This is a genomic window from Kitasatospora sp. NEAU-69 (genome assembly GCF_057158765.1).
In genome coordinates this window covers 1-22,185 of record NZ_JBWXUE010000061.1, presented here as the reverse complement: position 1 = coordinate 22,185, position 22,185 = coordinate 1, and the positions used below count along the sequence as shown (strand labels likewise).

Annotated in this window: 14 protein-coding genes and 1 rRNA gene; all 15 read right to left on the bottom strand. The window is 71.1% G+C overall.

From position 1 onward, the window contains the following. Nucleotides 1-275 precede the first annotated feature (275 nt). A complete protein-coding gene (locus AC060L_RS36385; RefSeq protein ID WP_483802471.1) occupies nt 276-1,574 on the bottom strand; it encodes an IS701 family transposase in 1,299 nt (432 codons plus the stop codon). Nucleotides 1,575-1,597: 23 nt separating this feature from the next. Next, nucleotides 1,598-1,861, bottom strand: coding sequence for a hypothetical protein (locus tag AC060L_RS36380; RefSeq protein ID WP_483803278.1), 264 nt, complete (start codon nt 1,859-1,861; stop codon nt 1,598-1,600). 10 nt (nt 1,862-1,871) lie between these two features. Beyond that, a complete protein-coding gene (locus AC060L_RS36375) occupies nt 1,872-3,017 on the bottom strand; it encodes a hypothetical protein (RefSeq protein ID WP_483803277.1) in 1,146 nt (381 codons plus the stop codon). 16 nt (nt 3,018-3,033) lie between these two features. Then, complete coding sequence (locus AC060L_RS36370; protein WP_483803276.1) at nt 3,034-4,170, bottom strand: hypothetical protein; 1,137 nt, start codon at nt 4,168-4,170, stop codon at nt 3,034-3,036. Nucleotides 4,171-4,195: 25 nt separating this feature from the next. After that, nucleotides 4,196-8,221 carry a discoidin domain-containing protein gene (locus AC060L_RS36365; RefSeq protein ID WP_483803275.1) on the bottom strand — a complete coding sequence of 1,342 codons (4,026 nt, stop codon included), beginning with the start codon at nt 8,219-8,221 and terminating at the stop codon, nt 4,196-4,198. Nucleotides 8,222-8,289: 68 nt separating this feature from the next. Beyond that, on the bottom strand, nt 8,290-10,467 hold the full coding sequence (locus AC060L_RS36360; RefSeq protein WP_483803274.1) for a hypothetical protein: 2,178 nt from the start codon (nt 10,465-10,467) through the stop codon (nt 8,290-8,292). A gap of 69 nt (nt 10,468-10,536) precedes the next feature. Continuing rightward, nucleotides 10,537-15,264, bottom strand: a complete 4,728-nt coding sequence (locus tag AC060L_RS36355; RefSeq protein WP_483803273.1) for a DUF6603 domain-containing protein — start codon at nt 15,262-15,264, stop codon at nt 10,537-10,539. Between the two features lie 289 nt (nt 15,265-15,553). Further along, on the bottom strand, nt 15,554-15,961 hold the full coding sequence (locus tag AC060L_RS36350; RefSeq protein WP_483803272.1) for a cytidine/deoxycytidylate deaminase family protein: 408 nt from the start codon (nt 15,959-15,961) through the stop codon (nt 15,554-15,556). A 123-nt stretch (nt 15,962-16,084) separates the two neighbouring features. Beyond that, nucleotides 16,085-17,527 carry a cytochrome P450 gene (locus AC060L_RS36345; RefSeq protein WP_483803271.1) on the bottom strand — a complete coding sequence of 481 codons (1,443 nt, stop codon included), beginning with the start codon at nt 17,525-17,527 and terminating at the stop codon, nt 16,085-16,087. Between the two features lie 49 nt (nt 17,528-17,576). Continuing rightward, on the bottom strand, nt 17,577-18,188 hold the full coding sequence (locus tag AC060L_RS36340; protein WP_483803279.1) for a GTP-binding protein: 612 nt from the start codon (nt 18,186-18,188) through the stop codon (nt 17,577-17,579). Between the two features lie 31 nt (nt 18,189-18,219). Beyond that, nucleotides 18,220-18,579, bottom strand: a complete 360-nt coding sequence (locus AC060L_RS36335) for a DUF742 domain-containing protein (RefSeq protein ID WP_483803270.1) — start codon at nt 18,577-18,579, stop codon at nt 18,220-18,222. After that, nucleotides 18,576-18,983: a roadblock/LC7 domain-containing protein gene (locus tag AC060L_RS36330; protein WP_483803269.1), complete on the bottom strand. Its 408-nt coding sequence runs from the start codon at nt 18,981-18,983 to the stop codon at nt 18,576-18,578. The genes AC060L_RS36335 and AC060L_RS36330 overlap by 4 nt, the downstream gene beginning before the upstream one ends. Next, complete coding sequence (locus AC060L_RS36325; protein WP_483803268.1) at nt 18,980-20,653, bottom strand: sensor histidine kinase; 1,674 nt, start codon at nt 20,651-20,653, stop codon at nt 18,980-18,982. The genes AC060L_RS36330 and AC060L_RS36325 overlap by 4 nt, the downstream gene beginning before the upstream one ends. A 448-nt stretch (nt 20,654-21,101) precedes the next feature. Beyond that, nucleotides 21,102-21,773 (bottom strand): VC0807 family protein, encoded by a 672-nt coding sequence (locus AC060L_RS36320; RefSeq protein WP_483803267.1) that lies wholly within the window; start codon nt 21,771-21,773, stop codon nt 21,102-21,104. A 180-nt stretch (nt 21,774-21,953) separates the two neighbouring features. After that, nucleotides 21,954-22,070 (bottom strand): 5S ribosomal RNA (gene rrf, locus AC060L_RS36315). Nucleotides 22,071-22,185 lie beyond the last annotated feature (115 nt).

Genomic DNA, 22,185 nt, shown 5'->3' with positions numbered 1-22,185 from the left:
GTACTACAGCCTCAGATCTTGAAGTTGTGATCGAGTCGGTTCGTTTCGTCGCCAGGCGCGGAGTCTTGCGGGGAGTGGGTCGTCGCGTCGGTCGTAGTGGCTGACAGTGGCTCTGGTCTGGTGTTCGGCACGCCACTGGTGCTGCTGGAGGTGGTAGGCATCTGCGTGGTGGGTCGTCAGGACGGTGACCGCGAGCAGTGCGGCCAAGGCGGCGACGGTGAGGCGGATCAGCGGCAGGTTCGCGTCGGGAGTGTCGGCGGCTGGCGCGGGTGGGGTCAGGCGGGTGTACTCCTGTCCCTGGTGACCTGGGCTTTTCCCGTCGTTTCCCGCTGGCTGGGGATCGGGGCTCCGGTGTCCCGGGCCGGTTCTGGTCCGACGGGATCCGGCTCCGTCGTCGGGGCGCGGTGGTGGGCACGCTGGACGGTCAGGAAGGCCAGGGCGAGCATCGAGCAGGTGACGTGGCGGTGCCAGGACGTCCACTTGCGGACCTGGTACTGGTCCAGTCCGGTGAGCTGTTTGCCCTGCTCGTTGTCCTCCTCGATCTGCCAGCGCACGCCGGCCTGGAGGATCATCTCGGCGGTCGGGGTGCCCACGGGGGCATGGGCCAGGAAGTAGGCGTACTCGTAGTCGAACCGGCCGCCACCCAGTTTCTTCTTCGCTGTGGTGCGGCGGATCAGCAGCCAGTGTTTGAAGCCCTCGGCCGGGTCCTGACCGGTGACCGCCACCTGGAACGCGGTCCAGTCGTAGTACCGCTGTCCCTTCGAGCCTTCCCCGCAGGAGCGGCGTTCCCACTGGTCGCGGGACTTGGCGTAGTGCAGGAGATGGTCTGCGCGCTTCACCGCCGGCTGGCGCGGCTTGCCCGGCGGCCCGTCCAGGGGCAGGTCCACCGCGACCGCCAGCACGTAGGGCAGCCGTGTCTGGTGGAGATACGCGCGCAGGTGCGGGTCGCGGCCGTAGCCGGAGTCGGCCACGACCCAGGAGAACAACACCCCGTCCGCCAGGGCGCGTTCCAGCATCGCGGTCGCCAGCTGGGGCTTGGTGGCGAAGGCGACCTCGTCGGGGACGCCGGCCTCGCGGCACCGCTCCCGATCCCCGGTCCAGGACTCGGGCAGGTACAGGCGCCGGTCGATGAAGGTGTGCCCCAGCGGGGAAGCGTAGGTGAGCATCACCATCACTTGGCAGTTGCGTACGTCCCCCGTCACGCCGCAGTGCTGGTGGGCCACGCCCACCGACTTGCTCCCCTTCTTCTGGGCTTGGGTGTCATCCAGGACCAGCGTGGAGCGCGGGTCACCCAACTGCCCAGCTACATAGACTCGTAGCTCGGCCAGCAGGGCCTCGGCGTCCCATGACGCCTCACCCAGGAACTTCTGGATTCGGTGCGGGGTGGCATGACCTGCGCGTTCCGAGATCGTCCAGCCGTTTTTGCGCCCCAGGCCGGACAGTAGGCCCTCGATCAGGTCCGCGAAGACCTCGCGCGGCTCCGGCCGGGCGAACAGATGCCCGAGCTCTCCCGTCAGTACCGCGAGCTCCTCAGCCCACCCCTCGACCTGTTCCTGCGTCACATCAGCCAGCATGACTACTCCAACGACAGGAACGATCAGCGGTCACATGATCTGAGGCTGTAGTACCGGATGCCCGCCGCCGACGTGACGTCGATCAGATCCGCCTTGCCGGAGCCATTGGGAATCCTGACCGTGAGCTTCTGGCAATAAGCACTCGTCGTCATATTGCGACCGATGGTGATATCCAGCCGGCCACTGGACGGATCCTTGTCGGTACTGACCGTCAGCGGATCCGGAGTCGGCTTGACCGGCGCGTACTTGAGCAGCGCGTCATCGGCGACGCGGGGACGAACGGACATGACCACCTCGTTACGGTTGGAGATTGAGGTCGATACCACCGAAGGAGCACCACAACACGTGCGGGGAGCCGCTCCCCGCTTTCGTTCGTTCGATCTCGATCTCATGCCGCTCGGCGACCGGGATGGTGATATGCGCTTCCTGCCACTTGTTGTTGACGCTGTCATAAGTTGATTCGTAGGTCGTGTACCCGTTCCAGTCGGCCCGGATCCTCAGCGCGCCTTGCGGATTGAGCCGGACGACCAGGAAGCCGTCCGTGGGTGCGGTCGTCCTCACTCCCCTGTCCAGATCGCCAAGTTGAATCCGCTGCCACTTCATGGCACTCACCGGTCCGCTGACGGTCAGTCCGTCGTACAGGGTTGTCTGGCCGTACACGTCGAGCTCGCCGGCCTTCAGGTCGGGCAGCTCGACCATCACGGCAGTGGTGAGGGTGTGCACGAGGGTGTTGTCCTGGGCGGCCGTGGCCTGGACCATGAAGCCGGTGACGTTGTGCAGCGGCTCCGAGGTCCACGGGCTGGTCGCGTTCGGCTCGGAGTCGTTGTCCCAGAAGACCTCACAGACCGCGCCCTGCACGTCCCAACTGAGGATGACGCTCTCGCCGTTCTTCACCATCATCTTGTTGGGCCGCAGGTTCCGGAACACGAACCCCGCCGGGAACTTGGTGACCGGCAGGGCAACGGTCTTCGGCGTGTAACCACTCGTGGTGGCCGAGGTCTCCTCGACGACCTCGATGTCCACGCCGCCCGGCACCAGGTTGATCGGCAACTGCGAAATTGTCAGCGTCAGCGCCCAGCTGCCGTCGAACCTGGCCGCACGGCCAGGGGTGAACGTGACGACGCAGAACTTCCGGTCCGGCGTCAGCGCCGGCTCGCTCTTGCTCCAACCACCACCCTGCCCCGGCTCGTCACCGCCCTCCACACCGGCCCGGACACCGCCCGCAGAGGTGACGTCGATGAGATCCGCCTTGCCGGAGCCGTTCGGAATCCTCACCGTGAGCTTCTGGCAGTAGGCACTCGTCGTCATGTTGCGACCGACGGTGATGTCCAACCGACCGACGGCCGGATCCTTGTCGGTACTGACGGTCAACGGATCCGGAGTCGGCTTGACCGGCGCGTACTTGAGAAGCGCGTCAGCAGCGACGCGCGGGCGAACGGACATGGCGTGAAAGGCTCCCTTAGGGATAGGGCTGATTCAGCAGTTCCTCACCGAAGGCATGCCATTCGATCCGATACACCGCATCGGAGCTGCGGCGGAACTTGATGGTCTCTCCTTTCAGAACCGGGATGGACAAATAGGCAGTGTGTGCCACGTCAAGCGGCTTGAGGAAGTGGAGCTTCCGCCCGAGGTCGACGCTGAGAGTCCCTGTGCTGACATCGACGCAGAGAATTCCGTCGGTGCGGGCACCCGTAGTGAGCCAGAGGTCCACCGGGAGCGTCAAGCTCTGCCTGCGGAGCACGGATCCCGCGACCGCCAGGTCCTGAACGACCTTGAGACCGCCGTGAGCGGTAGCGCTCCCGTACACGTCGAGATCTCCGGTCGCCAGGTCGGGCAGCTCGACCATGACGGCGGTGGTGAGGGTGTGCACCAGCGTGTTGTCCTGGGCGGCCGTGGCCTGGACCATGAAACCGGTGACGTTGTGCAGCGGATCCGAGGTCCACGGGCTGGTCGCGTTCGGCTCGGAGTCGTTGTCCCAGAAGACCTCGCAGGTCGCGCCCTGCACGTCCCAGCTGAGGACGACGCTCTCGCCGTTCTCGACCATGATCTTGTTGGGCCGCAGGTTCCGGAACACGAACCCGGCCGGGAACTTGGTGACCGGCAGGGTCACGCTTTTCGGCGTGTAGCCACTCGCGGTGGCCGAGGTCTCCTCGACGACCTCGATGTCCACCCCACCCGGCACCAGGTTGATCGGCAGCTGCGAGATCGTCAGCGTCAGTGCCCAGGTGCCGTCGAACTTCGCCGGGCGGTTGGGAGCCGGGGTGAACGTGATGACGCAGAACTTCCGGTCGGGCGTCAGCGCCGGCTCGCTCTTGCTCCAACCACCGCCCTGCCCCGGCTCCTCACCACCCTCCACACCGGCCCGGATGCCGCCCGCCGACGTGACGTCGATGAGATCCGCCTTGCCGGAGCCGTTGGGAATCCTGACCGTGAGCTTCTGGCAGTAGGCACTCGTGGTCATGCCCCGACCGATGGTGATGTCCAGCCGGCCGCTGGACGGATCCTTGTCGGTACTGACCGTCAGCGGATCCGGAGTCGGCTTGACCGGTGCGTACCTGAGCAGCGCGTCAGCAGCGGCGCGCGGGCGAACGGACATGGCGTTGCCTTTCCAGTGGGCCGGTTCAGGCGTCCGGGCTCGGGTCCAGCTGCAGGTAGCCGGCCCGGGCGGTGGGGACGGCGTCGTCCAGGTGGGCGAGGGTGTCGGCGGGCAGCAGCGGCAGTTCGCCCCAGCCCGGGACCGCGCCGCCGGTGGCGAACGGTTCGGCCCAGCTCCAGGTCCCGTGCCACGCAGCCGGGCGCGGCATCACCAGGCCGCCGTCGCCGGCGTCCGTGGTGACCTGGAACGAGCGGATCGCGATCGGCTGCGTGCCACCGGCGGTCAGCCGCAGCCGCAGCAGGCGCGCGGTGACGGACGCGCCGACGTGCACCTCCGTGGCACCCGCTGACACCTCCCCCACCGGGGTCCAGGCGTCCCCGTCAACGCTCGCCTCCAGCACGGCGGCCGGCAGCGCGGACCCGCCGGTCACGTCGCCCAGGTACAGGTCGACGCCACTCACCTCGCAGCGCCGGCCCAGGTCGACCGTCACCGAGCCGTCCACCCGCGCGGGCGAGCCGCTGAGCCACCAGCTGCCCAGCTCGCCGTCGAGCAGGTTCGCGAGCGGGTGGCCCTCGGCCTCGTCGAGCGAGGTCAGTGCGGTCTGGGCGCCCGCGCGGGTCGGGGCGAGCAGCGGGTCGAGGCGGAACGAGGCGCGGATCCGGGCCAGCGCCTGGTGGACGAGGTCGGCGTCCAGCCTGAGGTCGGCGACCGGGAGGATGCCGGTCACCGCGTGGACGGCGGTGTGCGGGTCGGCGAGCAGCGTGACCTCGTGCGTGACCGGGTCGGTGCCGGGGCGGGCCGGCAGCGCGAGATCGTAGCCGTCCTCGATCTGCTCGACGTAGTCGCTGTTGCCCGGAGCGGAGGCGGGTGCGACGGCGTGCAGCGTCCGGTAGTCGGTCTCGCCGCCCGGCCCGGCGGGGCTGGCGTAGTAGCCGATCAGGCCGTCGGTGAGGCGCTCGGCCTGGCCCAGGCGGATCGGCCACTCGTACGACGGGTAGTCGGGGTCCTGCTCCCGCAGCACCTCGCTCCAGTGCGGGTTCGTCAGCGGCGGGCCCTGGAGCTCGATGCCGAGCGAGGCCCGGATCAGCGCCACCGGGCGGCCGAGCAGCCGGGCCGGTGTCCGGTCCTCCTGCGCGGCGGGGTCGAGGACGGAGTCGAGCGTCTCGTCGATGGTGGCCCGCAGCCGGTTGAAGGCGGCGGGTGCGTCGCTCCGGGAGCGCAGCGCGACCAGCATCCGGGACAGCTGCGGGTACGCGCCCGCGAAGTCCTCGGGCTGGGCGTACGGCGCGTGCGGCAGTGGGTTCCACGCGATGCGCGTCCCGTTCGCCACCACGCGCAGTTCGCCGAGCGGTGCGCCGTCGGGCGCGTAGACCAGCAGGTTCTCGTCCAGGTGGTTGAGCAGCAGCCAGCCCACCACCGGGGTCTCGGCGGCCGTGGCCGGGTCGGGCACGGCCGCGTAGCGCGTGTCGTTGTGGGACCGGACCGGCGCGAAGTGCATCCGGGTGGGCTGCATCAGCCGTGGCGGGAGCTGGATGAAGCGCTGCGGCGCGACGGCGTCGGGGTAGAGCTCGGTGCCGGGCGTGGGCAGCACGCTGTCGGCGCGCTTGGGGATGAAGTTCAGGTACGGCGTCTGGTAGTCGTCGCCGGGGTTGGTGATGTCGCAAGCCCGGCCGAAGCGGTCGATGATCCGCAGGTCGCGGAAGTAGAACTGGCCGGCCCGGACGGGCTGGAACCGGTCCTCCTCGCTGTCGGCGGGCCCGGGGTCGGGCACCGAGGCGGGGTCGCCGAACCGCTCGGGCTTGGGCAGTTCGGGCACCAGCTGGGCCGCGCCGTCCTGGGTGAGCAGCCATTCGTTGAAGCCGGTCAACGTCTGCGACAGGATGTCGAGGTCCTCGTAGTCCTCGCGCAGTTCGCGCAGGCCGGTCAGCTCCTCCTCCGGGTAGCTGTCCAGGTAGCGCGCGATCTGGCCGCGCAGCACGTACGGCGTGGTCGGCGCGAGGTAAGCGCGGGCCGCGAAGTGCAGCCAGCGCACGCTGTTCTCGCCCTCGGGCGCGGAGCCGCTCTGCGCGCCCTCGCCGCTCCACTCCCACTCGCCGTCGCGGAACGTCCAGTACGTCCGGTCGTCCGCCTGGTAGGGCGTCGGGCAGTAGCGCAGCTCCCACTGGAGGTACATCGGTGTCCACGGCTGGCGCCAGACGTCGGTGTACTCGGCGAGCATGCCGCGTACGCTGCCGGACTGGTCGGCCAGCGCCGCCGCGAGCGCGTTCGAGTCACCGACGGGCGTGCGCACCGCTCGGTCGAGCAGGTCGAACTCGGCGACCAGCCGGGTGCAGGCGGCCGGCAGGTTCGTCAGGTTGGGCGCCAGCGGAGTGCCCGGCACCTCGACCAGCTGACCGTTGATCTTGACGGCGGTGAGCAGCCCGGTCGGCGTGCGACAGGGCAGCGGGTCGTCGTTGTCGCGGGCCAGCGGCTGGCCGGCGGCGCCGCCCTCGATCGCCACCACCGGGTCGGCGGGCGCGTAGAACGGCTCGCGGGCGACCCGCTTGAGCTCCAGCGTGTCCGGCAGCGGCGGGGTCTGCTCACCGGCGAACTTGGCGATCGCGGCGTCGAGTTCCTCGGGTGTGCTGCCGTACGGGAGACGGCTGCGCAGCCCGGCGCCGGTCGTCAGCAACGCCTTCAGCTGCCCGGCCAGGCTGCCGGAGTCGGTGTCGTCCAGCTGCGCCGCGCAGGCGGCGTCGAAGCCGGGCGGGTGCGGCGCGTCGTACTCGCCGACCGGCAGGTTGGAGAGCCACCAGAGCGTCCACAGCCGGGACTGCCCGGCGGCGATGACCGGTGCGATCGCGTCGTAGGCGGCCTGGTCGGCGTTGAGGGCGTCCAGCCAGGGCGGCGCCGGCGGCAGCGGCTGCGGGTCGGGCAGCGGACGGTTGACGATCTGCCAGCTGTAGCCGCCGTCGGTGCCGGCGAACCAGGGGCGCCGGGTGGCCTCGTCGAGCTCGATGTCGCCGTCGGGGGTGCCGTACGTGTCGATGGTGCCCTCGTACAGCGCCCGGACCAGGTCGCCGGTCTGCGCCGACGCGGTCTGACCGGCGGCCAGTTGGCCGACCGCGTCGGCGGTGCTGTGGCCGACGGCGACCTTCATGTTCGGGTCCAGCGGGCGCGGACGGTCGGAGAGCGGTGCGCCGCCCTCGTAGCGCCACTGGGCGCCCAGCGAGTGCCCGGCGTACAGCGTGCGGCGCAGGTCCTTCGGGTCGGCGGGGCCGCGCCAGTCCAGCCCTTCCAGTACGGCCGCCGGGCCGGTCTTCTCGGGCGGCAGCAGGCCGGGGATCTCGGCGGCCCGGGCGAGGATGTCCTCGTCGGTCTGCGAGTACCAGCCGATCACCTGGTAACTCAGGTCGGTGTCGGGCGTCCACAGGTTGAGCTCGTCGGGGTCGTCCTCGTGCTTGATGTCCGCGAGGCTGTCGTAGATCGAGAAGACGTCCTCGTGGTAGCGGGCGAACGCGGCGAAGGCCGGCAGGCCGGGGCCGATCGCGGTCAGGAAGAGCTTGCGGCTGCCATCCGGGTCGGGCTCCTGCCAGGCCGTGCCGGTCAGCGCCTCGCGGCGGCCGATCCAGTCGGGGTGCGGCTCACCGGTGCCCCGGTCGGTCAGGTACCGCGAGGTGCCGTAGCCCAGCGAGGACTGGTAGTCGCTCTCCTCCAGGTAGTCGCTGTGCACCACCCAGCCGGTGACCTTGCGGGCCTTGCCGGCGAACTGGTGGTAGCGCACCACCAGCCAGCGGTTGGGCACCAGCGGGAACTTCGTCTCCCCGGTCACCGCGTCGTGATGGCCCCGGGCGAGCGCCTCGGGCAGCTCCCACTGCACCTGCACGCCCTTGCGCACGGCCGAGTTGGCCAGCGCCGGCGGCGGCTCCGCAGCGCCGGTGCGGTCCATCATCGCGACGAAGTCCGGGTACCACCAGCTGAAGGCCTCGCTGTCCTCCACTGCCTTGTTGACCACCAGGGTGCGTACCCGGACCGGAACGATCAGATCGGTGTCGCTGAAGGTGTCGCTCAACGCGATGACTCCTCGTCCATGCCTGCGTGAACTGAGTGCTGGGTCGGTGGTGCGGGGGCCTGGGCCTGTCAGGGCAGCAGCCGCTGCTCGATCGGGGCGTTGACCAGCTGCACGGCCAGCTCGCTCGGCCGCAGCGGCCGGTTGGCCGGCCGGCCCAGGTGCTCGCTCAGGGCCGGCACCAGGCCGCCCTGACCGAGCAGCCTCAGCACGTTCGTCGCGGGGTTCACGAAGCGGCTGTACACCGTGCCCTCGCTCGGCCAGTCCTCGCCGGTGGAGGCACCCAGCGGCGGCCGGGTGTTCGGGACCAGCTGCCGCAGACCCAGCAGGTCGCCGCCGTCGATGCCGAAGTGGATGCCCTGGCCGGGCTCGCGGATCACCAGCTGGTCCGGCACGCCGTCGAAGAGCGCGAGCAGCACGTCGGGGGCCGGGTAGTCGCGGCGCAGCTCGGTCAGCACCGTGCTGCCGCGCCGGGCGATCAGCTGGACGTCCGGCCAGACCGTGAGCAGGTCCGAGCGCAGCAGGAGGCCGGCGACAGGTGCCGCTGCGGTCCGGGCGGCCAGGGTGGCCTGCTTCAGCGTGCCGGCGAGGCGCTGGTCGAGCGAGGTGTGGATGCCGACGCTGGCGGCGCCGTCGACCAGCGCGGTGATCCACGCCTGGTCCACGCTGAAGAACCGGAGCGACTCGGGCGGCAGCATCCGCGCGTCGGGCACCAGATAGCCGAACGGGACGCCGCGCAGTTGGCCGAGCCGGTCCAGCCAGTCGGGCATGCCCGCGGTGCGCTGCTCGGCGGTGCTCCGCAGCACCGCCTGGCGGCGGGTGTCGGCGAGCATCGCCCGGCTGTCGGCGCGCGAAATGCGGTTGCGGGTACGGACGTTGCGGGCGCGCAGGGTGTCGTCCTCGGGAACGGTCGGCGCCGCGAGCGCGCGCCGCAGATCGGTCTCGGCCAGCGCCCGCAGCCAGCCCAGGCCGGGCCCGCCCTGCGGATCGGCCAGCAACCGCGAGGAGTTGGCGGCCATCGACATCATCCGCACGGCCTCGTTGGAGAGTTCGCGCCGCGCGCGGGTCAGCTCGCCGGCGTAGTCGGGGTCGGCCAGGCCGATCGTGCGGCCCAGCGTCCAGGCGGCGGCGTAGCTGACGTCGAAGAGGCCGTGGTCGGGCTCGTAGATCAGCGCGTGGTCGGCGGTGGTGTAGCCGTCGGTCCTGATCGGGGCCTCGGGGGCCGTGACCGGAGTGAACGGCCCGCGGTACCAGGCGTAGCCGAGCTCGCCGGACATCACCCGGTGCGGGACGGGGACGTAGCCGAGGTCGAGCCGGTCCTGCGCGTACTTCTCCTCGGTCGAGGGGTCCGGGATGCGCGGCGGGCGCAGTCGCAGCGTGAGGTTCTCGGGGTCGGTGAGACCCGGGGCGACGAGGTTCCTCAGCAGCTCGGCAGCGTCGAAGCCGGCCGGCGCGCTGCTGAACGCCCAGGACCACAGGCTCGCGAAGCGCAGCCGCTCCACGCCGCCGGGGATGCTGCCGCCGAGCGGCCCGTCGTGGCCCTCCAGCGACACCAGGTGCACGCAGTAGTTGCCGGGCGTGCGCGGGAACCGGTTCGCGGTGACCACCGCGTAGTCCCCCTCTGCGAGCACCTCGCCCTCGAACCGCCGCTCGGGCTTGGTCACTTCGCGGACGTGGGCGAGGTAGGAGAGCTCCGGCTCGGTCGGGATGACCGAGCGGAACACGGTGACCGGCACGTCGATGGTCCGCACGGTGCTCGCCTCGGTCTCGGCGGGCAGATTGCTGATCGCGGGGCCCTGGATCTTCGCGCTGCCGGTGCGCAGCAGCTCGGCGACGGTGCGCGAGGTGACCGTGCCCACGGCCTCCGGATCGTCCTCCGGCAACTCGCCCTCGGCAAACACCAGCAGTGCCAGCCAGGGCGGGCGGTGCTCGACCCTGGTCGCCCACTTGGGTTCGCGCTCCCACGGCAGGATCGAGCGGTTGAGCGTGATGTGCGGCAGCACGAGGGCGTAGGTGCCGCTGCCGCCGGGCGGCGGGAAGACCGCCCGCACCGAGCTGGGGTCGAGCACGAACTGCACCGCGCGGACCTCGAACTCCTGCACAGTGTCGGGCAGTTTGTCGGCACCGGTGTCGATCGGACCGCCGCCGTCGGTGAGCACGTGCGAGACCTCGGCGCGGTAGACGCCGGCCGTGATCGCGGGAAGGAAGTTGTCGCGGAAGGTGATGTCCAGGTCGGGCTGCGTGGTCACGTCGTCACCTCGGGGCTGACTCGGGCGGGCGGGTGTGCGAGCTGGGGCCGGACGGGCCCCAGGGCCGGTTCACGGGGCGGCGGTGGTGAGCGGGTCGCTGGTGAACAGGTCCATCACCCGGTCCCGGTAGGCGGTGCGCGGGCCGTTGGCGCCCGGGGCGACGCCGAGCCGGGCCAGCGCCGCGTACGCGCCGTCCCGCCGGGTCTGCACGCCGGGGGTGGCGATGGTGTCGCGGATCTCGCCGACCGTGCCGACCCGCGGGGTCGGGCCGGCCTGCTGCCCGAGGCGTTGCGGGAACCTCCCGTTCGGGTTGACCAGCTCGGTGCCGAGCGCCTCGGAGGTGATCGGCCCGGTCTGCAGCTCCGGGTCGAGCTCCGGCGCCGGCACGCTGAAGAACAGGCCGGTGTACCGGTCCGGGAGCAGGGCGGGCTCGTTCAGCACCGGCTTGTCGATCGGCTGGCCCCAGAGCGCGACCGGCACGTCCCGCTCGATCGCGCTGATGGTCCAGTTCACCGGCGTGAACGGCTTGTCGCCGTCACCGCGCTTGTTACGGTAGAGGACGACGCGGTGCTCGGACGTCACGCCGGTCTTCTTCATCGGCCGGATCGTGATGGCCGGTTTGGCGTCGCCGAAGCGGTCGTTGTTCAGATAGAGCGCCGAGGCCGGGATCGCGCTCTCGGTGGTGAACGAGAAGCCGGCCGCCGAGACCAGCGTCGGAGCCTGCATCGCGCTGCGGACGGCGAGTTCACCGGCGTCGACGTCTGCCAGCAGTCCGGTCAGCGGCGTGATGCCGATCGGCGCGGGCAGCTGGGCGCGCAGCTCCGACCAGGGCACCGCCGGTGCGCTCTCGCGCTTGGACCCGATGTCGAAGCTGAACGAGATGAACCAGACCTTGACGGTGACCCGGCCGCCGAACGGCGGTGCCCAGAGCGCGAGTTTGATGCCGACCTCGATCGACACCCGGATCTTGACGAACCACACCTTGATCGTGAACGCGACCCCGATGCTGATGCCGAGTTCCATGTCCAGGTAGAACGGCTTCCACTGGATCAGCACGTCCACGTACGCGGTGAACCAGGCCGAGAGCAGCCCCTTGTTGTACGTCGCGACCAGTCGGCCACCCATCATGAACGCGCTGGGGGTGAGGGTCTGGTAGGCCTCCCCCTTGATCATGATCTTGTCGTCCGGGGCCCAGACGAAGCCCAGCCGGGCCGGGCGCGGGTAGTGCGGGTAGTTCTTGATCTCGAACCTGGGGTGGTAGCCGCCGATGCTCAGCACGAAGTCACCGGCGTGCGCGCCGGCCGTCCAGATGTACACCGCGATGCCGCCGGTCAGCCGGCAGGCCGGGTCGAAGACGAACGAGCCGGGGCCGACCGCGACGTCCAGCGAGAGCAGGCCCTGCGAGCGCTGGTACGCCAGCTTGAGGTCCAGGTCGAGGCGGGCGTACACCTTCTTGCCCGGGCTGACGTTGCGCGGGAAGGTGATCGAGGTACGGCCCAGCAGCATCACGTTCAGCTCGCGGCCGAACTCCGCGAGCGCCAGCGCCTTCGTCTCGATGAACTTGAACGAGGTGAACTGCACGCCGACCGCGCCCCAGTACGAGCCCTCGGCGGGGCGCACCCAGTCGGTCAGCGCTGCGAGGATCTGCTGCGGGGTGGCCTCGGGCCCGCCGCTGCCGAGCCGGGCGACCAGCGGGAACTTGTGCAGCTCGGAGATCTGCGGCACGCGTACCGTGCTGTTGACGCCGAAGCCACCGGAGACGCCGGTCACGCTGAACGGCGGCGGGCCGAACAGCGCGACGCCGTCCTTCGCGGCGACCTCGCCGAACATGAAGACCGAGGACCAGCCGTCGGCGCTGCGCGCATAGCTGCCGGCGGCCTGCATCGCGAAGAAGCCGGTCTCCACCGCGAGCAGGCCGGCGATGTAGGTGCTGTAGTCCGAATCGTTGCGGACCTCCAGCACACCGGTGACCTGCAACGGCGGCTTGGACAGCCGCAGGCCGGCGCCCTGGAGCACCGGGGTGACGGTGAAGTCCGCGTCGACGCCCAGGCCCAGGCCGATCAGGTCCAGCTCGACCGGGCCGAGCGTGAGCGTCGCGTCGAAGGCGAGGAAGAGCACGCCGTGGCCATATCCCAGGCCGACGCGCCGGATCCGCACCGGGCCGAAGACCCGGTCCAGCGCCTGCGAGGAGTCGCCGCCCGCGCGGCCTTCGCCTACCTGCCCGCTGCGCTCGCGTCCGAGCACCACGCCAGGCTCGCCCGGCACCCCTGGCTCCTGCGGCTGCGGCTGCGGACCGGCTGCCAGCGCGTTGCTGCCGGTGGTCGGGTCGAGCCGCAGCACCAGCGCGTACTCCTCACCGTCCGCCGTCACCGAAGCCCAGGCGAGGGCGCCGGGGGTCAGCGTCTCGCGCGGCAGCACCGGCAGGCGGCGCGGGTCGGCCGGGTCGATCTCGCCGAGCACCTCGTCGAGCCGCCCGACCTGCGCCGCGCTCCACTGCGCGGAGACGTAGCCGAACTGCACGCCGGTCAGCACGACGTCGCGGTCCAGCGTGATCGACTCACCGACCAGCGGCAGCTGGGAGGCGCGAGCCAGCACCCGCCCACGCACTGCGACCAGGTGCCGCCGCCCGGCACCTGGAGCGCTGCCGACCGGCTCGGTGGCGATCACCCAGCCGGTCAGGTCGGTGACGGCGGTCACCACCAGCAGGCCACTGTCGAAGTCGTAGAAGAGCCCGGCCTGGCGCAGCACCGGCGTCAGGGCCGGGGGCAGCGAGGGCAGCCGCAGGCCGAGCGCCGCGGCGAGGTCGCCCGCCGACACACCCTCCGGGTCTTCCCAGACGGCGGTCAGCGTCGGCGGCCAGGGCGGGCCGTCCGGGATGGTGAACCGCATCCGCAGATTGGCCTCCGGCGCCGTCAGCTCGATCACCGGGATCCGGGGCCGGACGGTGCGGGCACCGAAGTCGATGACGCAACCGAGGCCGGGCAGGCCGACGGTGATCCCGCCCAGCTCGAACTCGGCATCGAACTCCAGCTCGATCACCCAGCCCGGGTCGGGCAGCCAGCCGAGGCCGATCCTCGGGAACGTCAGTCCGGCGAGGCTGAACGGCGGCAGCACGTCCTTCCACGAGGTGCCACCGCCACCACCGCCACCGCTTGCGGGCCACGGCAGGCTCCACCGCACGGCGGGCAGCGACGGCAGTCGCAGGCCGAAGTCCAGCGACACCCCCGGCACGGCGGGCAGTTCCGGCAGACTCGGCCAGGCGGTGCCCGTCAGCGAGGCCAACCAGGCGTTCAGCCGGCCGATCTGGGGAAGCGTGAGTCCGCCCGACCCGATCACCGGGATCGCGATCCCGTCCAGACCGAAGTCCAGGTCCGGCGGGAGCAGGCCGCCGAGGTACGGCAGGTCGGTGAGCGAGAAGTCCAGCCCGCCGATGCCGAACAGGCCGAGCTTGCCCCAGCTCCCGCTCCAGTCGGCGGCGTTCGGGAGCGCCCCGAGGGCCAGTCGCAGCCAGTCGCTCGCCCCGCTGAGCGCGAAGTCGCCGAGCTTCAGGTCGAATCGCAGCCCCAGCCGCGGCAGTACCGGCGTCAGCAGGTCCGGAAGATCCGGCAGGCTCAGCCCGAAAAGGCCGAACAGGTCCGGCACGCCCACCCCTTGGGCGTCGTCGAACCAGCCGGTCAGGATGCCGGCGCCCGGCAGTCCGGGGAAACCCGGCAGGTCCACCGGGATCCTGGGGATGCTGAACGTCAACTCCCCTTCACCCAGCGAGAAGGAGATCGACGGAAAGCGCGGCAGGGTCGAGAAGTCGCCGAGCTCCGGCAGCGAGACGTCGAAGCCGATGTCCGGCAGGCGCAGCGACAACCAGCCCAGCCCGATCGACAGATCGAAGTACAGCCCCAAACCGGTGCCGCCACCCCCACCGCCGGAATCGGAGAGCGGCCAGCGCAGCCCGAGGCCGGAGAGCTCGAACGCGCCCAGCGAGAGCCCCGGAAAGCCGGGCAGCCAGCCGATCTCCGACACGCCCAGCCGCACCACCCAGACCTGCGGCTCCTCGGCGGGCAGCACCCAAGAGGCACCGACCCAGAGGCCGGCCGCGAGGTCCTGCTCCGGCAGCAGTGGCCACCAACCGGTGCCCGCCACCGCGGCGGCAACCGCCGCGTTCACCGCCGCGCCCTGGGCCGCGGTCACCCCGCCCGGCCCCACCACGATCAACTCGACGCCCTCTACGCCCGCTTGGTCGCCGTCCGGGATCTCACCACCGACGTACGGCAGATCGGCGAGATAGGCACCGGTGTCCCTGACCCCGACCAGACCGACCAGGCCCGCGCCGATCACCGGCGTGGCGAAGACCAGCCGGAGCCGCTCGGTCTGCGCCGTGATCGCCACCCGGCCCAGCGTGAGGTCGTACTCCGCCGTCAGCTCCTGCACCTCGGCCAGGAACGCGCGCGGCACCTCGGTGACGTCCAGCGCCCAGGCCGCCGCGAGCTCGACCAGCCCCAGCAGCGAGTCGATCCCGGCGCGTACTCCGGTGACGAACTCCCGCGCCCCGTCCGCGAGGAACACACACCGGACCACCGCCGCATGCCCGTCCGCCAGCGCGGCCTCACCGACGATGGTCAGCTGCTCCCGGATCACCTCGGTGACCTGGAGCACCAGCTCCTTGCCGGACCCGAACAGCTGGTACAGCTCGGGCAGTTCGAACAGATCTGCGGACAGGGCGAAGTCCTGGCCCACGGCGGGGAACCGCGCGAGCAGGTCATCGACACGGACGGGAACGGGGGCAGTGGCAGGTGCGGCCATGGGGAACGAAGGTCCTCTCGTGCGCGACGGCGGGAGGCACTGCAGGATCACCCGAACCGGCGCACCAGGCAGGCACGCCGTCCGGTACCCGGGACACAGGGCGATACCACCACGACACAACCGTGTGATGACAGAGTGCGGATGCTTCACCGCACAGATCACGCCAATCACACGGAAACCACCACACCGACGGTTTCACCGTGCTAGCGATCGCACACAGAGAGTATCGGCATACGGGCGAATCCCTGCCATGGACGCGCCCGGGGAACGCAGTTGCCCTCGTAGCGGGCTACTCGGCGTCGAGCTGGTGATCGGCCCAGACGTAGCTCTCGGGGAGCAGCTCGGTGATCGGGACGGCGCGGAGCCGCTCCCCCGCGCCGACGATGACCTTCAGCGCCGGGAAGTAGTCGAGCAGGGCCTGGCGGCACCGGCCGCACGGCGGAACCACCCCGCGCTCGCGGTCCCCCACGGCGACGATCGTGTCCAGCTCGTAGGCCCCCTGGGCGGCCGCCGTGCCGATCAGGACCAGCTCGGCGCAGGGCCCGCCGGTGAAGTGGTAGGCGTTCACCGCGGTGATGATCCGGCCGTCCCGGGCGCGGCCCGCGGCCGCCATGGTGTGGTTGTCGCCGCGGCACCGCGTGCGCGCGACGTCGGCCGCGGCCTCGATGAGCTCGTGGTCGACCGGGTGCGAATCCATGGGCGTCTCTCTTCCTTCGTGCGTCCTGCGCGCGCATGCCAGAAGATCATCGCCGGTCGGGTCCGCACCCGTCAGCTCGTTTTCCGCCCGTCCAGGGCCGGACACGCGACCAGCCCTAGGGCCCTAGCGCCGGAACATGCCGACCAGGGTGCTCCACCAGCCGCGCCGCTGCCCCGGGATCGTCGCCTGCGGGCCGTCCGGCGGCGTGAGGGGCATGGGCGGCGCCGGGGAGACGGGCGGCAGAGCTGCCGCGGCCGCCACCTCCGCCGTCGTCTCCTCCTCGGGCAGCCGTGGCGCGAAGTACACCGGGAGCTCGACCAGGTGTCGCGAGATCCACGCCGAGGTCCAGGTCAACTCGTTCTCATCGACCGAGAGTTGCAGGTCGGGCAGCCGGGTGAGCAGGATGTCGATGCCGGTCTCCGCGATGGCCCGTCCGATGTCCTGCCCTGGGCACTCGTGCGGGCCACCACCGAAGGAGAGGTGCGAGCGGTTGCCGTGCAGCGGCGCCGCCAGGTCGGGGCGGATCTCCGGGTCGACGTTGCCGGCGGCGAGGCCGAGCAGCAGCATGTCGCCGGCCGTGATCCGCTGGCCGCCGAGTTCGGTGTCGCCGGTGGCCCAGCGGCCCGCGACCAGCGACATCGGCGGCACGTCCCAGAGCACCTGGTCCAGCGCGTCGGGCAGCGTCATCTGGCCACCGGAGAGGTGCGCACGGAACCGGTGGTCGGTCAGGACCAGCTTCAGCGTCGCCGCGATCAGGTTGACGGTCGTCTCGTTCGCGGCGAGCAGGATCACCCGCAGGTGCTCCAGCACCTCGTCGTCGGTGAGCCCGGCGTCGTGCTGCATCAGCCAGGAGACCAGATCGGCGCCGGGGGCGACCCGCTTGCGCTCCATCATCCGGCGCAGCGAGGCGACGACGTAGTCGTTGCTCGCGATCGCCGTCTCGGTGCCCTTCATCAAGTCCCGGGCGGCTTCGACGAGTCGGGGCCCGTACTCCTCGGGCATCCCGACCACCTGGGTCATCACGAGCATCGGCAGGTGCTCGGCGAACTGGGACACCAGCTCGGCCTGGCCGGTCGGCCCGAACTCCTCGATCAGCTGGTCGGCGAAGCGGGTGACGTAGCGGCGGATCCCGCGCCGGTCGTAGCGGTTCAGGCTGTCGGTGACCGCTCCGCGCAGGCGCTTGTGCTCCTCGCCGTCCGCGAAGACGCACAGCGGCTGCCAGGCGATCACCGGCATCAGCGGCGAGTCCGCGGCGACCTTGCCCTCCTGGAACGCCGTCCAGCGGCGGGAGTCCCGGGAGAACCGGGACGGCGTGCGCATCGCGGTGAGGTTCGCGGCGTGGCCCAGGATCAGCCAGGCCGGGAGGTCACCGTGCAGCAGGACCGGCGCCACCTCGCCGTGCTCGGCGCGCAGCTTCTCGTACAGGCCGGCCGGATCGGCCTCGGCCTCCGGCCCGTACAGGCGCCGCAGGCCTTCGGCGCCGAGCCCGTGGGCGGGGCAGCCGGGGGGCGGCGGGGTGGGGGGCTGCGGGGTGAGGGGCGCGTCGTCACGAAACGGGGTGGTCACGGTATCTCCGGTCGGCGTCTGAGATGACTGGGTTGGCACGGTCACGCGGTCACCGCACGGGCGGGGCCGAGAGGTTGTACAGGTAGCCCATCAGGGCCATCAGGACGTCCCGGCTGGATTCACGGGTCCGGGCGTCGCACGCGACGATCGGCACCTCCGCGGGCAGGTCCAGCGCGGCCCGCAGCTCCTCCACCGGGTACGTCGGCGACTCGGGGAACGTGTTGGCCGCGACGACGAACGGCACGCCGCGGTCCTCCAGCCGCCCGATCACCTCGAAGCTGACTTCGAGCCGCCGGGTGTCGACCAGCACGACCGCGCCGAGCGCCCCCTCGAACAGGCCGTTCCAGAGGAACCAGAACCGCTCCTGCCCGGGGGTGCCGAACACGTACAGCACCAGTTCGTCGTTGATGCTGATCCGGCCGAAGTCCATCGCGACCGTCGTGGCGGTCTTGCGCTCGATCCCGGCGAGGTCGTCGACACCGGCGCCGGCCTGCGTCATGGTCTCCTCGGTGGTCAGCGGGCGGATCTCACTCACCGAGCCGACCAGCGTCGTCTTGCCGACGCCGAAGCCGCCCACGATCACCACCTTGACCGCCATGGTGGCCGAGGCCGGGAGCAGGTCCGCATCCGCCGGGCCGGGCAGCACCTCGCCCGGCACCATCTGGCCCGTCAGTGTCCCGCCCGGCACCGTCTCAGAGTCGCTGAAGTCCACGGATCACCGCCTCCAACAGGGCACGGTCGGGAATGGTCGCCTGCGGTACGCAGGAGCGGGCCTCGATCCGCTCCTCGTCGAGCAGGTCCGCCAGCAGCACGGTGACCGCGCTCGTCGGCAGCCGCAGGTACGCGGAGATCTCGGCCACCGAGAGCGGCGAGCCGCACAGGCGCAGGATCGCCGCGTGCTCCGGCTGCATCGCCGCCGACGGCTCGGCCCGGGAGACGATCAGGGTGACCAGGTCGAACGAGGTCTGCCCGGCCAGGCCGCTGCGGCCGCGTGTGATCACGTAGAGGCGTTCGGGGTTGCTCTCGTCCCAGCCCTGGTCGGCTGCGCTCATGCCACCTGCTCGCCGTTGCGCGGCGGCGTGCTGAGGTGTTCGCCGATCCGGGCGACCAGGTCGCGCATCCGCTGGCCGACCAGCCCGGCGTCGACCCCCTCGTCCGCCAGCACCGCGAGATACGCCCGCGCACCGGCCGCCATCAGGTAGAAGAAGCCGCCGCTCACCTCGATCACGACCAGCCGCATCCGGCCGTCGCCGTGCGGGAACTCGTGTCCCACCGCGGCGGCCAGGCTCTGCAGACCGGCGCAGGCCGCGGCCAGCCGGTCGGCGGTGTCGGTGTCGGTGCCGTACTGGGCCATCCGCAGGCCGTCGGCGGAGAGCACCACGATGTGGCGGGTGTGCGGGACCCCGTCCGCCAGGTCCTTGAGCATCCAGTCCATGTTGGTCCGCTGCTGAATCACTGCTCGCCCTCTTCTGCTTCTGCCGACTCGTCACTGATGTGCCCGGCCGAACCGGTGGACGGCGCCGAGCCGTTCACCCCTTCGTGGAACGCGGCCAGCCACATACCGGGACCGGGCTGATCCGGTGCCGATCCCCGGGCAGCCCCCTGGGCCGTTCCATGGCCCATCCGCTGGATCGGCGGCTGCACCGGCCCGGCCGGCGGCGCGGGGGCCTTCGGGGCGGCGGACATGCTCCGCCGGGACGGCGCCGCATGCCGGCGGCGCTGCGGCAGGCCGTTCGGCGTCCACTCGGTCACCACCGGGATGTCGTCCTCCCTGATCGACGCCCCGAGCACGCCCTGGGCGGACCCGAAGGACGCCCCCGAGGAGGTGGTGCCCACGGCCGACACCCCCGAGGAGGACGCGCCCGCCGAGGACCGCCCGGAGAACGCGGGCGCCGCCGGCCAGCCGCGCGAGCGCGACCTGCCCGTCGACCGCGCGCCGGCCGTGATGCCGATGCCGATCCCGTGGGCCCGGCCGGTGGCGGGCGCCGTGGTGATGTACTGCTGCGGCACGATCAGCACCGCGCGCACGCCGCCGTAGGCGGAGGGGCGCAGCGAGACCTGGAACCCGTACGCCTGCGCGAGCCGGCCGACCACCGCCAGGCCCAGCCTGGGTGTCTCGCCGAGGTCGTTGAGGTCGATGCCGGCCTGCGCCTCCCGCAGCATCCGCTCGGCGCGGGCCCGGCCCTCCTCGCTCAGGCTGAGGCCGCCGTCCTCGATCTCGATCGCTATACCGGTCTGCACCTCGGCAGCGGTCAGATGAACCCTGGTCTGCGGCGGGGAGTAGCGGGTCGCGTTGTCCAGCAGCTCGGCGAGCGCGTGGATCAGCGGCTCGACGGCCGGTCCGACCACGGCCACGTCGGAGACCGGGTGCAGGTCCACCCGCTGGTAGTCGAGGATCCGCGACATCGCGCCGCGCAGCACGCTGTACAGCGGCACCGACCGGCTCCACTGGCGCCCGGGGCGGGCACCGCCGAGGACGGCGATGCTGTCCGCGAGACGGCCGACCAGCGCGTTGCCGTGGTCCAGCAGCAGCAGGTCCTCGAAGACGCTCGGGTAGTTGCCGTGCCGGTCCTCCATCTCGCGCAGGTCCTGCGCCTGGCGGTGCACGATCGCCTGAACGCGGCGGGCGATGTTGACGAACGCCCGCTGGGCGGATTCGCGCATCCCCTCCTCGTTCTCGACGGCCTCCAGCACGGAGCGCAGCACGGCCTGCCGGGCGGCCCGGAAGTCCGCGCCCAGGACGACGTCATGGGACTCGTACGTCTTCAGCACGTCCTCGGTGAACTCGCCCCGCTGAAGCCGGGCGATCGCCTCGGGGAGCGCGAACTTCGCCAGCTGCACCGTCTCGGCCTCCTGCCGGGCCAGCCGGCGGCGCAGCTCGTTCTCCTGCTGCTCGTGCCGCTCGTGCAGCGCCACCAGCGCCCGCCCCCGACGCGCTGCCTCGATGGCCACCACGGCCACCGCCGCGACGAACACCACCCCGCTCCAGACGACTCCCGTGCGAGCATCCCTGGATGCCACCGAGGCGGCAACGGCGGCGGCCGCCGCCGTCACGACCGTGGGCAGCAGCCACACGAGGACGGGAGCGGCGCGCCGGTCTCCGGGTGACGTTCCAGTACGAAGCATCAGGAATCCTCAAACGATCGCAGGAGTAGGGACGGAGGAGTAGCTGCGGAGTCCGGATTGACGCGGGACGGGTGGCGTATTCGGTGGCACGTTCGGACGGCGGTCGACAGGCGGCTCGGATACCCGCACCGACCCGTGCGACCTGGCGCGATGGGACCGGATGCGCTGAGCCGAATGCAGCCTAGCGGATTTCAGAATATCCCTGACGGAGCATCAGAAGTATTTCCGGGAAAGTGATTTGATGCCCCCCTTTCGAACATGCATGGAATTTCGCACACCAGTCAGAGCCGCCCGGACGACCCGTCCACGCAGCCACCCCGCCGGGCTCACTGCCACCAGACTTGCCCCTCGCCGGACTTGTCGTACCGGCCTCCGCCCTCGGTTCCCTCATGCGAGCGGCATCCGCGCCAAGACGCCACACGGCCCGTGGCACGCGTGATAGAGCCCGTCAGGCCTCGTCCGCCGGCGCGATGGGAGCGGTGGGCGCGGTGCTGCCGGCCGTGATGCGCCACAGTCCGGAGACCTCGTAGTAAACGCCGTTCACGATCTGCAGCAGCACCAGGGTGACGGGCCAGAGCAGGCCACCGAGTCCGGGCACGGCGTCGACGGGCAGCGTGTAGGCCATCGTGATCCGGGCCGCCGCGTCCAGCAGCATGGCGGTGCCCCAGATCACCGTGGAGACGCGCCAGATCCGCCGGAAGGCCGGCTCACGCTCCCACAGGACGTCCCACGAGGTGCCGTCCGAGCGGAACCGGCCTTCCAGCAGCGGGCGGCCGGCCACGAACACGAAGGGGCGCCGGGCCCGGATCGACGCCAGGAACCAGAGGCCGGCGACAGCCGTGACCCAGCCGTCCTTGGCCAGCATGAACCGGGTGCTCCCGGTCACCAGCGAGGCCGCGATCCCCAGCACCATCACGGTGGCCACGAACAGTGCCAACCCGTCCAGGCGACGTTGGCGCGCCCACTGCACGGCCACGCTCACCGCGGAGAGCGCCGTGCCCGCGAGCAGGGCCGTGAACGTGCTCGCGCCCGCCGCGCGCAGCCCGTAGAAGGCCGCGATCGGCGCCGCCAGATCCCACAGCGCCTGGAGCAGGAGACGTCTGCCGCTCGGGGCGCTCACGGCTCCCGCCTGCTGGGTTCGCTTGTGCACGACACCGTGGCCCCGTCCCTCGTACTCCTGGCGCGTACTCGGACTCATTCCTCGACGGGGAACCCGCAAACCTGCTGTTCCGGCTGTTCCGGAACGGAAACGCGAAAAAGCCCCTGGCCATTGCTGGCCAGGGGCTTTCCCTGAATGATTGTTCGGCGGCGTCCTACTCTCCCACAGGGTCCCCCCTGCAGTACCATCGGCGCTGTAAGGCTTAGCTTCCGGGTTCGGAATGTAACCGGGCGTTTCCCTCACGCTATGACCACCGAAACACTATGAAACTGTCAACCGCACCGTCCCACCCTGTGGCCCAGGGAAAAACGGGGTCGTTGTTTCAGAACAACACAGTGGACGCGAGCAACTGAGGACAAGCCCTCGGCCTATT